This is a genomic window from Mycobacterium paraterrae (assembly GCF_022430545.2).
GTDB classification, from domain to species: domain Bacteria; phylum Actinomycetota; class Actinomycetes; order Mycobacteriales; family Mycobacteriaceae; genus Mycobacterium; species Mycobacterium paraterrae.
Window position 1 is genome coordinate 3,550,743 of the sequence record NZ_CP092488.2, and the last position, 17,565, is coordinate 3,568,307.

The 17,565-nt window shown below is 64.9% G+C and carries 18 protein-coding genes; 7 read left to right on the top strand and 11 right to left on the bottom strand.

Annotation, left to right across the window (positions count from 1 at the left end; all coding sequences use genetic code 11):
- The first annotated feature begins 93 nt into the window (after nt 1-93).
- Nucleotides 94-573 carry an SRPBCC family protein gene (locus MKK62_RS17125; RefSeq protein ID WP_240258695.1) on the top strand — a complete coding sequence of 160 codons (480 nt, stop codon included), beginning with the start codon at nt 94-96 and terminating at the stop codon, nt 571-573.
- Between the two features lie 20 nt (nt 574-593).
- On the opposite strand, the gene MKK62_RS17130 is transcribed toward MKK62_RS17125, so the two are convergent.
- Nucleotides 594-1,565 carry an NADPH:quinone oxidoreductase family protein gene (locus tag MKK62_RS17130; RefSeq protein ID WP_240258694.1) on the bottom strand — a complete coding sequence of 324 codons (972 nt, stop codon included), beginning with the start codon at nt 1,563-1,565 and terminating at the stop codon, nt 594-596.
- A 20-nt stretch (nt 1,566-1,585) separates the two neighbouring features.
- Entirely contained in the window at nt 1,586-2,227 is a 642-nt protein-coding gene (locus MKK62_RS17135) for a TetR/AcrR family transcriptional regulator (protein WP_240264102.1), read from the bottom strand.
- A gap of 128 nt (nt 2,228-2,355) precedes the next feature.
- Here MKK62_RS17135 and MKK62_RS17140 point away from each other — a divergent pair, with 128 nt between their 5' ends.
- The gene (locus MKK62_RS17140) at nt 2,356-2,910 is read left to right on the top strand and encodes a pyridoxamine 5'-phosphate oxidase family protein (RefSeq protein ID WP_240258693.1); all 555 of its coding nucleotides are present in this window, start codon (nt 2,356-2,358) and stop codon (nt 2,908-2,910) included.
- A gap of 40 nt (nt 2,911-2,950) precedes the next feature.
- Here MKK62_RS17140 and MKK62_RS17145 read toward each other — a convergent pair whose 3' ends face one another.
- Genes MKK62_RS17145 through MKK62_RS17165 form a run of 5 tightly spaced genes read right to left on the bottom strand, consistent with a single transcriptional unit; the run spans nt 2,951 to nt 7,837 of the window.
- Complete coding sequence (locus tag MKK62_RS17145) at nt 2,951-3,367, bottom strand: EVE domain-containing protein (RefSeq protein ID WP_240258692.1); 417 nt, start codon at nt 3,365-3,367, stop codon at nt 2,951-2,953.
- A gap of 52 nt (nt 3,368-3,419) precedes the next feature.
- A complete protein-coding gene (locus tag MKK62_RS17150) occupies nt 3,420-4,451 on the bottom strand; it encodes an amidohydrolase family protein (RefSeq protein ID WP_240258691.1) in 1,032 nt (343 codons plus the stop codon).
- 10 nt (nt 4,452-4,461) lie between these two features.
- Complete coding sequence (locus MKK62_RS17155; RefSeq protein WP_240258690.1) at nt 4,462-5,445, bottom strand: VOC family protein; 984 nt, start codon at nt 5,443-5,445, stop codon at nt 4,462-4,464.
- Nucleotides 5,442-6,311: an alpha/beta fold hydrolase gene (locus MKK62_RS17160; protein WP_240258689.1), complete on the bottom strand. Its 870-nt coding sequence runs from the start codon at nt 6,309-6,311 to the stop codon at nt 5,442-5,444. Before MKK62_RS17160 ends, MKK62_RS17155 begins: the two co-directional genes overlap by 4 nt.
- Nucleotides 6,308-7,837, bottom strand: coding sequence for a bifunctional 3-(3-hydroxy-phenyl)propionate/3-hydroxycinnamic acid hydroxylase (locus MKK62_RS17165; protein ID WP_240258688.1), 1,530 nt, complete (start codon nt 7,835-7,837; stop codon nt 6,308-6,310). Before MKK62_RS17165 ends, MKK62_RS17160 begins: the two co-directional genes overlap by 4 nt.
- A 79-nt stretch (nt 7,838-7,916) precedes the next feature.
- Here MKK62_RS17165 and MKK62_RS17170 point away from each other — a divergent pair, with 79 nt between their 5' ends.
- The 3 genes from MKK62_RS17170 to dmpG are packed head-to-tail and all read left to right on the top strand — an operon-like array spanning nt 7,917 to nt 10,404.
- Nucleotides 7,917-8,549 carry a TetR/AcrR family transcriptional regulator gene (locus MKK62_RS17170; protein WP_240258687.1) on the top strand — a complete coding sequence of 211 codons (633 nt, stop codon included), beginning with the start codon at nt 7,917-7,919 and terminating at the stop codon, nt 8,547-8,549.
- The gene (locus MKK62_RS17175) at nt 8,549-9,400 is read left to right on the top strand and encodes an acetaldehyde dehydrogenase (acetylating) (protein ID WP_240258686.1); all 852 of its coding nucleotides are present in this window, start codon (nt 8,549-8,551) and stop codon (nt 9,398-9,400) included. Before MKK62_RS17170 ends, MKK62_RS17175 begins: the two co-directional genes overlap by 1 nt.
- Nucleotides 9,397-10,404: a 4-hydroxy-2-oxovalerate aldolase gene (gene dmpG, locus MKK62_RS17180; protein WP_240258685.1), complete on the top strand. Its 1,008-nt coding sequence runs from the start codon at nt 9,397-9,399 to the stop codon at nt 10,402-10,404. The genes MKK62_RS17175 and dmpG overlap by 4 nt, the downstream gene beginning before the upstream one ends.
- A gap of 9 nt (nt 10,405-10,413) precedes the next feature.
- Here dmpG and MKK62_RS17185 read toward each other — a convergent pair whose 3' ends face one another.
- From MKK62_RS17185 to hisN, 3 genes are all read right to left on the bottom strand, one after another.
- A complete protein-coding gene (locus MKK62_RS17185) occupies nt 10,414-11,622 on the bottom strand; it encodes an acyl-CoA dehydrogenase family protein (RefSeq protein ID WP_240258684.1) in 1,209 nt (402 codons plus the stop codon).
- A 33-nt stretch (nt 11,623-11,655) separates the two neighbouring features.
- A complete protein-coding gene (locus MKK62_RS17190; protein ID WP_240258683.1) occupies nt 11,656-13,065 on the bottom strand; it encodes an acyl-CoA dehydrogenase family protein in 1,410 nt (469 codons plus the stop codon).
- Between the two features lie 94 nt (nt 13,066-13,159).
- Nucleotides 13,160-13,942: a histidinol-phosphatase gene (gene hisN / locus MKK62_RS17195; RefSeq protein WP_240258682.1), complete on the bottom strand. Its 783-nt coding sequence runs from the start codon at nt 13,940-13,942 to the stop codon at nt 13,160-13,162.
- A gap of 187 nt (nt 13,943-14,129) precedes the next feature.
- Between hisN and MKK62_RS17200 the strand changes: the two genes are divergently transcribed.
- Nucleotides 14,130-15,785: an NAD-dependent malic enzyme gene (locus MKK62_RS17200; protein ID WP_240258681.1), complete on the top strand. Its 1,656-nt coding sequence runs from the start codon at nt 14,130-14,132 to the stop codon at nt 15,783-15,785.
- Between the two features lie 24 nt (nt 15,786-15,809).
- Nucleotides 15,810-16,190 carry a hypothetical protein gene (locus tag MKK62_RS17205; protein WP_240258680.1) on the top strand — a complete coding sequence of 127 codons (381 nt, stop codon included), beginning with the start codon at nt 15,810-15,812 and terminating at the stop codon, nt 16,188-16,190.
- Nucleotides 16,191-16,196: 6 nt separating this feature from the next.
- Here MKK62_RS17205 and MKK62_RS17210 read toward each other — a convergent pair whose 3' ends face one another.
- Nucleotides 16,197-17,558 (bottom strand): FAD-dependent oxidoreductase, encoded by a 1,362-nt coding sequence (locus MKK62_RS17210; RefSeq protein WP_240258679.1) that lies wholly within the window; start codon nt 17,556-17,558, stop codon nt 16,197-16,199.
- Nucleotides 17,559-17,565 lie beyond the last annotated feature (7 nt).

Genomic DNA, 17,565 nt, shown 5'->3' on the forward strand with positions numbered 1-17,565 from the left:
TCGGGCAAAAACTGAAAGTGACATTACTTTTTTTCCTGGCGCATACAAGACACGTGGAGATTATTTTTCCGCCCATGCGCAGTCTGTCTCGGCATGACCAAAGACACGATCATCGCCACCCTCACCATCCCCGCGTCGACCGAAGCGGTGTTCGACGTATTGGCGGACCCGACGACGCACGCCGCCATCGACGGGACCGGATGGGTGCGCGAATCGCTCGATGGGAAGTCGCTGACCGAGGCCGGCCAGATCTTCCGAATCGCGATGTACCACGACAACCACCCCAACAAGAATTACGAGATGGCCAACAAGGTCGTGGTATTCGACCGTCCCCGCGCCATCGCTTGGGAACCGGGCCAGGACGTGGCCGGCGACGGGCAGATGTCATTCGGCGGCTGGGTCTGGCGTTACGACATCGCAGGCGCCGGGCCGACCGAAGCCAACGTCACGCTCACCTACGACTGGTCGGCGGTTCCGGCCGAATTGCGCCAGCACATTCAATTCCCGCCGTTCGAGCCTTCACATCTGGAGAAGTCGCTCCGGAATTTGTCCGACCTGGCGGCGAGCAGGTGATCTCCGCGGAGACGTAATCGTCAGTCACGCACGCGTAGAACGACTTTCCCTTTTGCGGTGCGATTCTCCAGCGAGGCGATCGCGGCCGCCGCTTCTTCCAGCGGGTAGACCACCGGCTCGGGCGGCGGCAGCTTGCCGGAAGCCAGCAGCTGCTCGAGCGCGGCCCACTGCTCGGTCAACGCGTTCAGGTGGGTGCCCGCCCAGGCCCCCCATCCGACGCCGACGACGTCAATGTTGTTCAGCAGCAACCGGTTGACCTTGACCGTCGGGATGTCACCGCCGGTAAAGCCGATCACCAGCAGCCGACCGCCAGGAGCCAGCGAGCGCAGCGAGTCGGTGAATCGATCGCCACCGACCGGGTCGACCACCATGTCGACACCGGCACCTCCGGTCAGTTCCTTGGCTGCGTCCTTGAAGCCGTCGGCCAGCACGACGTCGGTGGCGCCTGCCGCCCGTGCGATGTCGCCCTTTTCCTCGGTGCTGACAACGGCGATGACCTTGGACGCTCCGAGCACCTTGGCCAGCCGGAGCGTCGAAGTGCCGATGCCGCCGGCCGCGCCGTGCACCAACACCGATTCGCCTTCGTGCAGTCGTCCCCGGACGGTAAGCCCGAAGTACATGGTCAAGTCGTTGAACAGCAGGCCCGCGCCCGCGGTGAAGCTGACGTTGTCCGGCAGCTTGAACACCCGGTCAGGCTGCAGCACGGCGACTTCGGCCATGCCTCCGGTCAGCATGGTCAAACCGACGACGCGGTCGCCCTCCTTGATGTGCGCATCGGCCGGGGCCGATCGGACCACGCCGGCGATCTCGGCGCCCAGGACGAACGGCGGGTCCGGGCGGTACTGGTAGAGGCCCCGGGTCAGCAGCGCGTCGGGGAAAGCCGCGCCGGCCGCATGCACGTCGACGATGACGCCGTCGCCGGTCGGCTCGTCGATCTCACCGACCTCGACCGCCTCAGGACCGTCCAGCCTGGTCAATTGTGCTGCGCGCATGCCACCTCCGTTGTGAGTCGCTAGCCGTTGACGTTAGCCCCGGGCGACTGCGTACGGTGAAGCGCCTGAGCCAATCCGTCGACGATCAGGTCGAGGCCGAACGCGAACTCGTCGTCCAGGGGCACCGGGAGACTATCCGCCACAGTGACGGTGGCGGGGAACTCGTTGCTGTCGAGGTCGTGGAAGATCTGCGCCAACTTCGCATCACTGAGATCCCCATGGCTGCTGTTGAGTTGCATGGCAAAGCCGAGAATGTAGCGGGCCAGTGTTGCGTACGCCCGCGCCGCGAGTGCTGTCGGGAAACCGTTGGCGAGCAGGAACGCGAGCATCTGTTCCCGGGCGGCAAGGGCGTTCGGTCCGATCGGCACGTTGCCGGACAGGAGGGACGTCACATTCTGGTGGCGTCGCAATACGTCAAACATGCTGTGGGCCACCGCTTTAGCCGCGTCCTGCCAGGGCAGCGCGCCAAGTGTTGCCGGGTCCAATTCGATGGTGCCGAACAGCCGGTCGACGACGTGGGCGATCAACTCCGACCGGCCGGCGAAGTGCCGATACAGCGTGGCGGTACCGGAGTCCAGCCGCTGCGCAAGCGTTCGCATCGACAGGGCGTCCGCGCCTTCGTCGTCGACGATCTGCAGCGCCGTGGTGACGATGCGGTCCAGCGGTACCGGTGGACGTCCGCGGGTGCGGGAATTGGTGGTGCTCACCGCGTCAGTATGGCGACCCTTGACAGCATCCGCAATAACGGCAACACTGTAACCATTAATAAAACGACGAGGACAGGCCGACCATGCTGCTTCCCCTTTCGACCGAACCGTTCACGGCTCCCACCGACCGCGACATGCTGCCGTCAGAGCGGCGCGAATTCGTGCGGACTCATCGGACGTGTGTGTTTGGCTACCGCCGCAAAAACGACGGACCCGGGATGTCGATCGTGTACTACATCCCCACCGACGACGGCGAGTTGCTTGTATCGACGATGGCCGGCCGCGGCAAGGCCCGAGTGATCGGGCGCGACGGCAAGGTGAGCCTCTGTGTGCTCGACGAACGCTGGCCATTCGCCTACTTACAGGTCTACGCGGACGCGGTCATCGAGAGTGATCGCGACCTGGTCGTCGACGTCATGACGGCGGTCGCCGGGCGGATGTCCGGCCAGCCGCTCGGCGAGGAAGCCCGCCCGTTCATCGAAGCGATGGCCGAAAAGGAGAATCGGGTCGTCGTGCGCTGCAAGCCTTATGAGACCTTTGCTCAACCGCCGCGGCATCTGCACCGCAACGACCAGGAGGAAGTGATTACGCACTGGGTATCCGGCATGGTCCCCTGGGACGCCGAGGACCCGGCCTGAGGCAGATGGCAGGAATCCGGGGAGAGGCGAGGCTGACGGTTCACGAGCCCGTCATCGCCGAGCGGATCACCTCCAAATCGTGCTCGTCGATCTTGAACACCCCGAATCGAAATTTGAAGCCCCACCGGGCTTTATCCTCGATGAAGTCGAGTTGATCGATCAGCGGGCGGATGGGTGTCTCCCGGAAATCGAGGAAGTCGACGTTTCGCCGCCACGGGTGGAAGTCAGGCGCCATTTCACCCTGATATGGCTCATCATCGGCAACTCGGCCGATCGCGGTGAAGGCCTGCAGCGGCTCGCCGTCGGGGTAGAGAGTCTTCGGTGAGTAGAAGACGATCCAGTCGCCTCGGGCCATCTTGCCAAGCATGTGCGGCTTGCCGTGGTTGGCCTGAGTGAACCGCCCGCGCACCGCGCTTTCGACATGGTCACGGCTGACGGTGTTGATCCAGTTCGTCATGTCCGAATGCTAAGCAGGACCACTGACATATCGGGTTACGTTTTCTCGCCGGTCAACTAGTGCTTGTCAGACGAGCAACCCCGCGCAGCACCGAGCGGCTGACAGTACGGCGGATGCGCTGAACCGGTGATTGCGGAATCGGTTGCGGGGCAGCGCCGAGCCGGGGGAACAGGGCCAACGCGTTGGTCCGCTCGATGGCCACCCGATCCTGAGCATCGAGTGCCGGGTAAGTCTCCAGGCCCGCCGCGAACAGCTTTCCGGCGACGGTAGGGGCATAGGGCCAGTCGGATCCGTACGTGACATGACCCGGCCGGGCGAAGGCCAGCAGTGTCGGCAACGCCGCGGCGCTGGAGGACAAGGCGGTGTCGAAATAGAAGCTCGCGAAATCGTCGAGGATGTCCGCCGGGCTGCGGCCGGTTTCAGCGGTCAGTGTTATCGCCATCCGGTGGCTGGCGTAGGGGACGAATCCTCCGCCGTGGCTGAGGATGAATCGGATGCTGGGATAGCGGGTCGGAATACCGTTGCGCACCAACAGGTATGCGGCACGTGTGGTGTCGAGCAGGAAGTCGACCGCGAACGGCACGATGCCGGGCACCTGGGGACCGGGAAGTTCCCCGGGATGAATCAATACCACGGCCGAGCGTTCATCGAGGGCGGCGAACAGCGCGTCCTGACCGTCCTCACCGACGTAGGTTCCGGCGTTGTTGGCAAGCAAGACAACACCGTCGGCGCCGAGTTCGTCGAGCGCGCGAACCGTTTCGGTGATCGACTCATCGATGTGCGGTAGCGGAACGGTGGCGAAGTACCCAAATCGTTCGGGCCGGGCCGCAGCGAGATCAGCGGTGTAGTCGTTGAGGTCGCGTGCCAGCGCGGCGGCATCAGCCGGGCTCGGCAAAAACGCTGTGCCAGGGGTGGATACGGACAAGATCGCGGTGCCGACGTCAAGCTCGGCCATCGCCTGAAGCGATGAGTCAACGTTCCACTCCGGCAGAGCGCGTCCACCGGATTCGAGGAGGCCGCGCTCCCGCAACACCTTTCGGTAGTCGGGCGGGATTACGTGGTGATGGGTGTCGATGCGTAGCACGGTCTCCTCCTCAATTGTGAGCCAGCGTGAGCACGGTGTCTTCGCGGTGCAGCAGCGACCGGGCGGCGGTCTTGAACTGGGTCAGCTTCTCGACGATCGTCTGCCCTTCGCGGGTGTGGCCCCAGATACTGATTCCTTGATATGTCGTTGGCTCCCAGGTTTTCTCGTTGACCACAATTGGATTCCAGCCCACTTCCCATTCGAATCCCGAGGGCGTCACGGCGTAGTAGGAGAGCTCCCGGTCGTTGGTGTGCTGACCGACCGCCAGAGCCATGTCGAAGCCGAGGGCTTTGACGCGCTGATAGGACGCCGTCATGTCCTCGAGGTCAGCTACCTGCACGTTGACGTGTTGCACCCGCGTGCGAATCGGGTTGACCGGCAGCCGGTTCACCGCCGCGATCGCGATCGAGTGATGGCGCTCGTTGACGCGCAGGAACCGGATTTTGAACTTGAGGCCGCTGATCGTCTCGTCGATGTAATCGGTGAGCCGCGCGTCGAAGACCGTGCCGTAGTAGCTGCGCACCTGTTCGGGTTTGGTACTGGTGACGGCGACGTGACCAAGGCCGAACCTTCCGGTCACGAAGCCGCCGCGAGCAGCCATGTCCAGCGGTGCATCGTCGAGGCAGGGCCGGGTGAAGATCTCCTGCATCAACCCATTGGGCCCCGGGAACCGGACCAGGCGTTCGACGCCACGCACCGCGGCTTCGTCGGCCGTTCCCTCCACTACCGGCACGCCGCGGCCGCTTACTCGGGCCAGCACGTCGTCGAACGTCTGATGGTCGTCGATCTCCCAGCCGAGGGTGCCGACGTCTTCGGCCGGTCCACGTCGCACCAGCAGGCGGCACCGGTGGTCGTCGACCCGGAACCGCATCAGCCCGGGCAGCGTCTCGTCGAGGTGCATGCCGATGGCATCGCGACCGAAGCGCCTCCAGTCATCGAATTTCTCGGTGTCGACGACGACGTAGCCGAGGTGGACGCTGCCGAAGACGTTCACGCGTCGAAAACCGTTGATTCGCTGAGGAAATCTACGACAAGCGTATTGAACAGCGCGGCGCGCTCCCATTGCAGCCAGTGGCCGGTCCGCGACGACATGACCAGCTCGGCGTGGGGCATCATGCGCGCCAGCATCGGCCCGCCGGCCGGCCGATTGACCTTGTCGTCGCGGCCCCACAGCACCAGCGTCGGCGTCGTCAACCGGGTCAACCGCTTGTCGCGAGTGAGGTCCATCCGCCACAGCGTCCGCAGTGCCAGCGGACCCGAGGGTCGGCGCAGTGGGGGATCGGCAACAACCTCAGGATCGAGGGAGGCCGCGTAGCGGGTGTCGATCAGGCTGTCGGGCACCGAGGCACCCTCGTAGACGAGGTAGTTGCGGATGAAGCTGGCCAGCTTGTCGCGACTAGGGCCACTGCCGCCGTAGTAGGAGAGCAGGTTCGTCAAGCCGACAGTCGGTAGCCCACGGGTGGTGCCGATGCCGCCGGGACCCATCAGCACGAGCTTGTCCACTCGGTCCGGTGTGTCCAGTGCCAATCTCAGCGCGGCCGCGCCGCCATAGGAGTTACCGACCAGATGCGCTGTGGCGATGTCGATTTCGTTCATCAGGCCGCGGATGGTATCGGCGAGGTCGCCGAACGGGTCGGATTGGTCGACGCCCTTGCTGGACTGGCCGTAGCCGGGCATGTCCGGGACGATCACCCGGAAGTGTTGTGCGAGAACATCGATGTTGCGGGAATAGTTGGACACCCCGGACGCGCCGGGACCGCCACCGTGCAGCATGATCACGGGTTGCCCGCTGCCCGCTTCGGCGAAGAAGATACGCCTATCGGCGACGCTGACGGTGTGCTCGGCGAGTGTGGCGGTCATGCGTTGGCCTCCACCCGGGTCGCGGTGGAGCATGCCCAACCCGTCGGCGGTGGGGGCAAGGGCTGGCCGGGTTTTGCTGCGGCATAGATGAAGCCGTCCGGACGCAGCACCGCCGACCCAGCCTTCCTGCGCTGCAGCCAGCGAACGAGGCTGGGTTCAGTCACCGCAATGAGCGGGACTCCCCATGCATTCGCGTCGCGGGGCGGCGCACCCGTGTGTATGACGGCCCACCGGCCGCCGAGTACCTCGTCGAGACGGGTTTTCGCGCCGTCGGCGCCGGCAACCCACGGTTGCGGGACTTGCCATCCCACGGCGGGATGCCTGACCGTGCTCAGATAGCCCTGCCGGTATCGCGCAGCAGGGATCCAGGTCAGCCTGTCCAGGTGACCGTTGACGCCGGGGACCCTCAAGATGGTGCGCAGCAGATGATTCCGCGCAACGGCGACCGCCCTGTTTCGCTCGGTGATGACCCGCCCAGTGCGAACCGCACGTCGCGTCACCTCGGTGACGTGAGGCTGGCGCTCGACTTGATAGGAATCGAGCAGAGCATCCGAGGCGTCCCCCTTGAGGACGGCCGCCAGCTTCCAGCACAGGTTGGCGGCGTCGCGCACCCCGGCCGACATCCCCTGCCCGATCCACGGGGGCATCGCGTGCGCGGCATCGCCGGCGAGAAATATGCGGCCGACCTGCCATCGGTCGGCGACCCGAACGTGGTGGCTGTAGATCACGGCCCGCAGAATCTCGACGTTGCGTGTGGTAATGCCCTGGTCGTTGAGGACCTTCCAGATCGCGTCGTGCCGAAGCAGATCCGCCTCGAGTTCACCTGTGCGGGCAGGGAATTCCCATCGGTGATGACCCAGTGGGGTTGGACAGTCGACGGTGGGCCGGTCGGGATTGCAGTGAAAGCGCAACCTGTCGTGGCCGTCCCACTCCTCGAGTACCTTCGTGTCGATGACGACCCAGCGTTCGCTGTAGGTCCGCCCGGTGTAGCCAACGCCGAGTTGGCCTCGAGTCGGCGACGAGCCGCCGTCGGCGGCAATCACGTACGACGCGTGGATCCGTTTCAGCGTGTCCGTGCGGAGGTCGGCCAACATCAATTCGACCCGATCGTCATGAGGGTGCACCCGCAGGCATTCGTGCTCCAGCAGCACGTCGACGTCGGTGAAGCGTGCGACGCCTTCACGCAGTACCCGGTCGACCGCGGGCTGATACAGAAATTGCTGCGGTGGATGGCCCGCACCGTGGGGCCGGATCTTCAGGTCGATGAACGGCACGTTGTTGGCGTCGACGAAGGTCAGCGGACGGTCGGGAAGCATGTCGCGCTGCAACCGTTCGGCCAGGCCTACCGACTGCCAGATCCGCATCACCTCTTCGTCGGTCGAGATCGCGCGGGCCCGGTTGTAGACGTCTGGATCTCGCTCGAGCACAACAACTTTCAGCCCTAGTTGACCCAGAATATTGGCGGCAGTCGCGCCGGTCGGGCCGTAGCCGATGACCGCCACGTCGTAGGTCTCTGAACCCGTCACGATGACCTCTCGTCGTCGAGGTTGTTCTGTAGTGATTATTACGGTAATGTAGCGATCACTACAGAGTCAAGGGGATGCCGTGGCCAAGAAATCGGAACCGGCGCGCCGCAAGCGTGCTGACGGGGAGCTGTCGCGCGAACGCATCCTCGAAGCCGCTACCGAGATCGCGGCCGAGCGCGGCTACGAGGGCGCCAGCATCGCGTTGGTCAGTGCCAAGTGCGGGCTGCCGGCAAGCTCCATCTATTGGCACTTCAAGAACAAAGACGACTTGATCGCGGCGGTGATCGAGCGCAGCTTTGCCGACTGGGCGAAGGCCTGGGAGATTCCTGTCGAAGGCTCGGCGCGTGATCGTTTGGCCGGTATGGCGATGCAGATCGCGAAGGCCCTGCTGGACTCGCCCGACTTCATCCGGCTGGGCCTGATGCTGTCGCTGGAACGCCGCCCGGTCGAGCCGAAAGCACGCGCGATGTTCCTCCAAGTGCGCGCGCAAACCCACGGCCAATTAGCCGACAACATGCGCCAGTTCGCCCCGGACCTGAGCGATGTGCAGATCCATCAACTCGTTACGTATGCGATCGCGGGTGCCGACGGGCTGTTCATCGCCAGCGAGATCCATGGCGACGCGGTGAATTTGCTTGAGCTCTTCGAGTTGCACGCTCAGGCGCTGTACGACACCGCGCTGCGGCTGGTCTCCGAAGGTAACCGCAGGTGATGGCGAGGGGCAGTTTTCCGGCGCTGGTGCTCGGCAGCGGGCCGGTCGGCACCGACCTGATGATGAAGATCGGACGACGCAACGGGCCGGTCTCGGCGATCTCGGCGATGCACGTCGACGAATTCCCCGACGCACGAGTCGTATTCAACACCCTGCCCGGGGGCCGTGATCGTGCCACCGGGTCGGCGGCTCGCATGATCGACCTGGTTCCGGGGACTGGGCCTTGGTGCGTGCCTGCGGTGAATCTCGACGACAATCTCGACGATGCCTATCTGAACATGGCCACGGGGGATGCTCAGGTCGGCGTCCCCGTAGTCGCTGCGATGACGCGGAGTGCCATCGTGTCGTACGCCGAGGTCGTGTCATCGATTTCCACCAAAGCGGTGAGTTCTGACGTGCGGACCGACATCGATCACGTGAACGAACAAACAACCGCCGCTGTGCAATTCGTCGGCGGCGCGCAGCGCGCGAAGACGATCTCCATCGTGACCCCCGCCGACCCGCCGCCTGCCGCTCGCTGCACCGTGTACTGCCTGCTCGAAGGTGACCCCGATCGGCATCGCATCGAACATGATGTCGCGGCGATGGTTCAGAAGGTCAGGGCCTACGCGCCTGGGTACCGGCTCAAGCGACCGATCCAGTTCGACACCATCCCGGCCGCCGACCCGCTCGTCATCCCGGAGACCGGCAAGTTCAGCGGCACTCGTGTCACCATGTTTCTGGAGATCATCGGCGCGGCGGACCATTTTCCCTTTCACGCAGGACCTTTCGATCTGGTGACGGCGGCGGCCCTCAACACGGCCGAGCGGATCGCTGCCCGTGGCTGCGAAACGCCAGGAGTCATCCGATGATCTACATCAGCGACGTCACTCTGCGTGACGGAATGCATGCCGTGCGCCACCAATACACACTCGAGCAGGCCGCGAAGATTGCGGGTGCTCTGGACGCCGCCGGCGTGGACTCCGTCGAGGTTGCACACGGTGACGGCCTGGGCGGTTCCAGCTGTATTTACGGCTTTGGCGCGCACACCGACGTGGAGTGGATCGAAGCCGTCGCCGCCGTGGTGCGGCAAGCCAAGGTCGCCACCCTAGTGCTGCCCGGCGTCGGAAGCGTCCGAGACCTCCGCGATGCTCACCGGGCCGGGGCGACGGTCGTGCGGGTGGGCACTCACTGCACCGAAGCCGACGTCGCGGCCCGGCACGTCGAAGCCGCCCGTGACCTCGGAATGGACGCTGTCGGATTCTTGATGATGAGTCATCTCGCTACCCCGCAAGTCTTGAGTCAACAGGCGAAGCTGATGGAAAGCTATGGAGCGTCGTGCGTATACGTGGTCGACTCGGGCGGGGCGATGATGATGCGGGATGTCGCGGAGCGGGTCGATGCATTACGCCAAAACCTCTCGCCCGCAACCGAAATCGGCATCCATGCGCACCACAACATGACGTTGGGTGTCGCAAACTCCATCGCCGCGGTGGAGCACGGCGCCTCTCGCGTCGACGCATCCTTGACTGGAATGGGAGCCGGCGCAGGCAATGCGCCGCTGGAAGTGTTCATCGCGGCGGCGAACCGTCTGGGATGGCGGCACCGCTGCGATCTACACGCGTTGCAAGATGCCGCCGACGACATCGTCCGCCCGCTGCAGGACCGCCCCGTGCGCGTAGATCGCGAGACGCTGACTCTCGGCTACGCGGGCGTGTATTCGAGCTTCTTGCGGCACGCCGAAGTGGTTGCGGGCCGCTTCGATATCGATGCCCGCACACTCCTAGAGGAAGCCGGCCGCCGGGGAATGGTCGGCGGTCAGGAAGACATGCTCATCGACATCGCACTCGACCTGGCAGGCGAGCGAAGCCGGTGATCCTGACGGTTACTTCAGTTCGGACGACGACAGGCCCAGCAGCCGCCGGGCGACCACCAGTTGCTGGATCTGCTGAGTGCCTTCGAAGATGTCCATGATCTTCGAATCGCGCGCCCACTTCTCCAGCAGTGTCTCCTCGGAATAGCCGATGGTACCGGCCAATTCGACAGCCTTCAGGGTGATGTCACTGCCCACCCGGCCGGCCTTGGCCTTCGACATCGACGCCTCTTTGGAGTTCGGGATGTTGTTGTCGGCCTGCCATGCGGCGCGCAGGGTCAGCTGGTAGCTGGACTCCCACTCGGCTTCCATCCGGAGAAACTCCGCCGCGGCGGCGCTCTGCACCTGGGCCGGCTTGTCGTAGGAGATGTCCACGCCGGCGTCGGTCATGATCTTGCGCAGCTCCTCCAGTGTGGCGCGGGCGATGCCGACGGCCATCGCGGCAACCACCGGACGGGTGTTGTCGAAAGTCTCCATCACGCCGGAAAAGCCCTTGCCCGGCTCGATTTCGGGGTTTCCGAGCAGGTTGTCCTTCGGGATTCGGCAGTTCTCGAACCGGATCGCGGCGGTGTCGGAGCCCTTGATGCCGAGCTTGTTCTCGAGCCGCTCGACAGTCACACCGGGGTGCTCGCGCGGCACGATGAACGACTTGATCGCAGCCCGACCCTTCGACTTGTCCAGGGTCGCCCACACCACGATGTGGGTGGCCCGCGAGCCAGCCGTGACGTAAATCTTCTCGCCGTTGATCACGTACTCGTCACCGTCCAGCTTGGCGGTCGTGGTCACCGCCGCGGAGTCGGAACCGAAGCCCGGCTCGGTGATCGCCATCGCGGCCCAGACCCGACCGAGTCGCTCGAGCTGCTCGTCGGTGGCGACGGCGGACACCGCGGCGTTGCCGAGGCCCTGGAAGGGGATGGACAGCAGCATGGCGGCGTCGCCCCAGCTGGCCTCCAGCGCCTGCAGCGCCGCGGCCATGTTGGCGCCGTTGCGGTTCTCGCCGTTACTCTCGCTGGCGCGAAGTCCGTTGGCGCCGGCCATATCCAGCGTGTTGGACTCTGAGGCGCCAGCGTAGAGCTCGGCGAGCGTGTCGAGCTCGACCGGGTAGGCGTGCTCGTTGAGGTCGTACTTGCGTGCGATCGGCCGCATCATCTCGGCGGCGCCCTGGTGGGCTTTCTCGATCACCGCGCGCATCTTGCCGGGGAGTTCCAAATTGATTGCCATGATTGGTCTTTCGTTGCCTTGTAGAAGTCCGACTTAGATGACGACGACGCCCTCGGCTATACCGATAGCTCGAAGGTCGCGGTACCAGCGCTCGACGGGGTGTTCCTTGGTGAACCCGTGGCCACCGAGCAACTGCACGCCGTCCAGGCCGATCTGCATGCCCTTGTCGGTAGCGATCTTCTTGGCCAATGCGGCCTCGCGGACAAACGACAGCCCTTGTTCGGCGCGAGCGGCTCCGCGCCAGGTGATCAGTCGGAGACCGTCGAGTTCGATCGCGATGTTGGCGCACATGAAGGCGACGGACTGGCGGTGGGCGATGGGCTCACCGAACGCCTCGCGTTCCTTCACATAGGGAACGACGTAGTCGAGCACCGCATGTGAGGTACCGACTGCGAGCGCGGCCCAGCCCAGCCGGGCCAGCGCGATGGCTTCGGAGTAGTCCGAGTCGGTCGCGTCGTCCTCGCCCAGTCGTGCGCTCAGCGGCACCGCGACGTTGTTCAATTCGACGCGGCCGAGTGCCGCGGCGCGGATACCCATGCTGGGGTCGGCTTTCACCGAGAGACCGTCGCTCGACGACTCCACGATGAACAGCGCCGGCTTACCGTTGAGTTGGGCTGCGACGACGAATAGTTCGGCGTCGGCAGCAGCCGGAACCAGGGACTTGACGCCGTTCAAACGGTAGCCGCTGGGAGTCCGGACGGCGGTGGTCTTCAGCGCGGTCGGGTCGAACAGCGGCTGCGGTTCGGCGATCGCCACGCAGGCCTGCGGCACGTTGTCGCCGGCGAACTCCTTGAGGTAGGTCGCCTGCTGGCCGGCGCTGCCCCAATGGGTCAGCGTGGCGGCCACGCCGGCCGACGCCAAGATCGGCAGGGCCAGACCCATGTCGCCGTAGCCGAGCGCCTCGGCAACCAGGACGTTGGTGACGCTGGAGCGCTCGGCGGCGATGCCGTCGAACTCCTCGGGGATGTTGATCGCGGTGATGCCCAACTCCGCGGCCTTCTTTACGAGGTCTGCAGGGTAGGTAGTCGCCGCATCTGCGTCGTGCGCCGCCGGGCGCAGGATCTCGGCAGCGAACTCTTCGACGGTCTCGACGATCATCTTCTGGTCGTCGTCGGGCGTCAGGTCGTAGTAGTCCTTGCCGCTGGTCTTCAGTCGGGTCGCGCCACCGCGCAGATTCTCCACCTTCTTGAACTGGCGGTTCGCCGCTCCGGCGGCGGAGAAGATCTGCTTGGTGCCGTAGCGCAGTCCGCGATTCAGCGGGTCGCGCAGGCCGTACTTGTCCAGGAACTCCTGGCCGACCAGCGGCGTGAGCAGTCCGATCGCCACGTCGATGCCGGTGCGCTTGTGGGTCTGCTGGCCGATTGCAGACTCCTTGCCGCTGCGCTTGGGGCGCTGCTTGGAGCCGTTTCGTGAGCCATGTGCGGGGGTGACAGTGTTTGTCATGAATGCAGCCTCGGTCGTTGGGGCAGTGCGATGACGCTATCTTACTCCAAAGTAAGATAGAAAGTACCTGTTACTTAGTTCACACGTTTTCGGCTTAATCAGCAGCGAGTTTCCCCAGGACCTGGTTATGCAGCAGACCGTTGGTCGCCACCGCGTTGCCGCCATGCGGTCCTCCGGTGCCGTCGAGACTGGTGAATCGGCCGCCCGCCTCGCGGACCAGGATGTCGAGCGGGGCCAGATCCCACACCGACACTTCGGGCTCAGCCGCGATGTCGACGGCGCCTTCGGCCACGAAGCAGTACGACAGGAAGTCGCCAAACGCACGTACCCGCCAGACGTCGTCGGTGAGCTCGAGGAAGCGATCGCGAATGCCGAGCTCAGCCCAGCCGGACAGGCTGGAAAACGACAGGCTGGCCGAATTTAGCTGCGCGACAGCTGAAACCGACAACCGCCGCGCGGGTCCGTCGCCGACGGTGACGTGAGCGCCGTTGCCGGCCGACGCCCACCAACGTCGCTGCAGTGCAGGAGCGCTGACGACACCCACCTGCGGCACGCCGTCGTCGAGTAGCGCGATCAGGCTGGCCCAGACCGGTACGCCACGCACGAAGTTCTTGGTGCCGTCGATCGGGTCGATGATCCACTGCCGTCCCGCGAAACTGGTTGTGCCGCCGAATTCCTCACCGAGAACGCTGTCGTCGGGGCGGACGCCGCGCAATGTCTCGCGCAGCCCCGTTTCGACCGCATGGTCCGCATCGCTCACCGGCGTCAGGTCGGGCTTGGTGTCGACGCGGAGGTCGACCGCGCCGAATCGGGCCAAGGTCACCTCGTCGGCCTGATCGGCAAGGCTCAACCCCACCGCTAGGTCGTCGTCGCTCATTTGCCCGCCTTTCGCGCCCGCTGTGACGTCTATGTAATCCTCGACCCCGCATTCTTGCGCAGGCGGGTTCGTTTCGAATTCGTTCAACTGGGGGACGCACACTTCCGTGCACGGTCCGCGGGCGGATCAGCGATGATTCCGGTGAGCTGCGATCAAGGCCGATATCGCATCAGAAGGGACATTAAGGGTGGCTGACCAGAAACGAGGGCAAGCCGCCCTTTTTGACGCGCTGACGACCAAGGGCACGGCCTTCTCGGAATCCGAACGCCACGAGCTCGGTCTGTTGGGGTTGCTGCCGACGGCGGTCAAGACGCAGGACGAGCAGGCGGCGCATTGCTGGCACGAATTCTCCACCCGTCGCGACGATCTGGATCGGCACATCTATCTGCGGGCCCTGCAGGATCGCAACGAGACGCTGTTCTACCGGGTGCTGCGCGACCATATCCCCGAATCGTTGCCGGTCGTCTACACGCCAACCGTCGGTGAAGCGTGCCAGCGCTTCAGCGAAATCTATCGTCGGCCAAGGGGATTGTTCGTCTCTTATCCTGACCGCGACTACTTGGACGAGGTTTTGGACAACCGACCCCAACGCGAGGTCGACGTGATCGTGGTAACCGACGGCCAGCGCATCCTCGGTCTGGGTGACCAAGGAATCGGCGGGATGGGCATCCCGATCGGCAAGCTGTCGCTTTACACCCTGATCGGTGGGATCGATCCGGCCCGCACGCTGCCGATCGTGCTCGACGTGGGTACCGACAACGTCGAACTCCTGCAGGATCCGCGTTACCTGGGGTGGCGCCACCGCCGCATCGACGGCGACGAGTACTACGAATTCATCGACCGCTTCGTCACCGCGGTCCACAAAGCGCTGCCGGATGTCCTGCTGCAGTGGGAGGACTTCGCCACCGCGCACGCGCTGCCGATCCTCGGCCGCTATCGCGACACATTGCTCACCTTCAACGACGACATCCAGGGCACCGCCGCCGTCGCACTCGGCGCGTTGCACGGCGCTGCGAAGGTCGCCGATCGACCGTTGTCGGAACAGAACGTGGTCATGCTGGGAGCCGGTTCGGCGGGCATCGGCGTTCTCGACATGATCCGTCGCGAGATGGTAACCGAGGGGCTGACCGAACAGGCTGCCTCGGAACGTATTTGGGTGGTCGATGTGGCCGGTCTGCTCACCGACGATCGCACCGACCTATCGGAGGCGCAGCGCGATTTCGCGCAACCCGCCGAGCGCGTCGCCGACTGGGACCTGTCGGGCCCGGCTCAACTCGCCGACGTCGTCCACCACGTCGATGTTGGGGTCCTACTCGGATTGTCCACCGCCACAGGGGCATTCACCGAGTCGATCGTGCGCGAAATGGCCGCCAAGACCGAACGGCCGATCATCTTCCCGCTTTCCAACCCGACCAGTCGCGCGGAGGCGCACCCGGCCGAGTTGGACGCATGGACCGACGGGCGGGCATTGATCGCCACCGGGTCCCCGTTTCCACCGATCAACCGCGACGGTGTGGAACATGTTGTGGCGCAGTGCAACAACGTCTATATCTTCCCGGCGATGGGGCTGGCCGTGACCGCCGCGCAGGCTACTCGAGTCACCGACGAGATGATGCGAGTCGCCGCGGCCACTCTCGGTGACGCATCGCCGGCGCTCAGTGATCCGAACGCGCCGCTGCTGCCGGCATGGTCTGATGCGCCCGATGTGGCCATCCGGATTGCGCAGGCCGTCGCGCAGCAGGCGGTGGCCGAGGGTGTCGCGCCGAAGCGAAGCGACGACGAACTGGCTGAACGGATCACACAGGTGCATTGGCACCCCGACTATCGGGATACGTCTGTCTGATCGCCGGCGACCTACCATGGCGTCGTGTGGGAAATCCTCGCGGTACTGCTGATCATCGCGATCGGGGCTGGCCTGCTGGCGCCTCGCGTGTTTCGTCAGCGCCCTGGCAGTGACTGGCTGAGCGGCACGTTGCTGATCACCGGGGTCAGTCCACGCCCAGACGCCGTCGGCGAGCAGTACGTCACGATCACTGGCGTCATCGACGGGCCGACCGTCAGTGACTTCACCGTTTACCAGCGAATGACGGCCGACGTCGACCGATGGCCGGCGATGGGGGAGTTGAGGCCGGTGGTGTACTCCCAGCGCAATCCCGAAAAGTGGGCGTTCGCCCCAGCCGAACCGCCGAGACCGGCGGAGCCAACCGAACCCCACGAGCCGCCGGAGACCCCGCCGACGGCCGAGTGACGGCCGTCAGCCGTGCCCGATATGCAGCAACTTGGTCAGGTTCGGCAGTTTGACCCGCGGCCGCCCGTGCGGCTCACCCGCTGATCGCTCGTGCTCGTCGATCAGCTTCCAGTGCGCATCGGTGACGACCTTGGGCTGGCGTTCGAGCAGCCACGCGGCGATCAGGTCGGCGTGGTCGGGGCCGAAGTCCGCCTTGTCGGCCGACGCGGTGAGGTCGGCGATCAGCGCGTCGATGGTGTCCTGCGAGTCCTTCTTATTGGTGCCGATCACGCCGGACGGACCGCGCTTGATCCAGCCCACGACATATTCGTTGCGACTGCCCTCGATCCGGCCGTCGCTGTTCGGGATGGTCCCGGACTTCTCGTCGAACGGCAGGCCCTCGGTGGGGACCCCCCGGTAGCCCACCGAGCGGACCACCAACTGCACGGGCAGCTCTTCGCGCTCACCGGTGTCCTTGGCGATCACCCGCCCGCTGTCGTCAGTGACCAGTTCGTTGCGTCCCAGCACGATCTTTTCCACACGCTCCTGGCCGTGGATCTCGATCGGTGAGGTCTGGAACCGGAACACGATCCGTCGGTGCCCTGGGCGGGGCTCCTTACCTACGTAGCCCTTGAGCACCTTGATGTTCTGCTTGCAGACTTTGCCGACCGCCGCCGCGTCGTCCTCGCTGATGTGCTCGAAGTCGGCAGGGTCGACGATCACGTCGACGTTCTCCAGGTCGGCCAGTTCGCGAAGCTCCAACGTGGTGAACGCGGCCTGCAGGGGCCCGCGGCGACCGATCACGATCACTTCTTCCACGCCGCGGGGGCGCAGCGACTCCAGCGCGTGGTCGGCGATATCGGTCTTGGCGAGCTCGTCCGGCTCCGTCACCAAGATGCGGGCGACGTCGAGCGCGACGTTGCCGTTACCGACGACGACCGCCCGGGCTCCGGACAGGTCGGGTGTGACCTCTTCGAAGTGCGGGTGCGCGTTGTACCAGCCGACGAAGTCGACCGCAGCGACGCTGCCCGGCAGTTCTTCGCCGGGAATGTTCAGCGGCCGGTCGGATTGGGCACCGATCGCGTAGACCACCGCGTCGTATTTCTCCGCAAGCTCGGGCGCGGTGACGTGCTCACCGATCGCGATGTTGCCGAAAAACCGGAACCTCTGGTCCTCGGCCGTTTTCTCGAATTGCTTGCTGATCGACTTGATCTTCGGATGGTCCGGCGCAACCCCGGAGCGCACCAAACCCCATGGCGTGGGAAGCATCTCCAGCATGTCGACGGCAATGTCGAAGTTGTCGTCGGCATCGGCGGCTTTGAGCAGGGAAGCCGCCGCGAAGAATCCCGAGGGTCCAGACCCGACGATCGCAACGTGATACGGACGCATAAGCCAC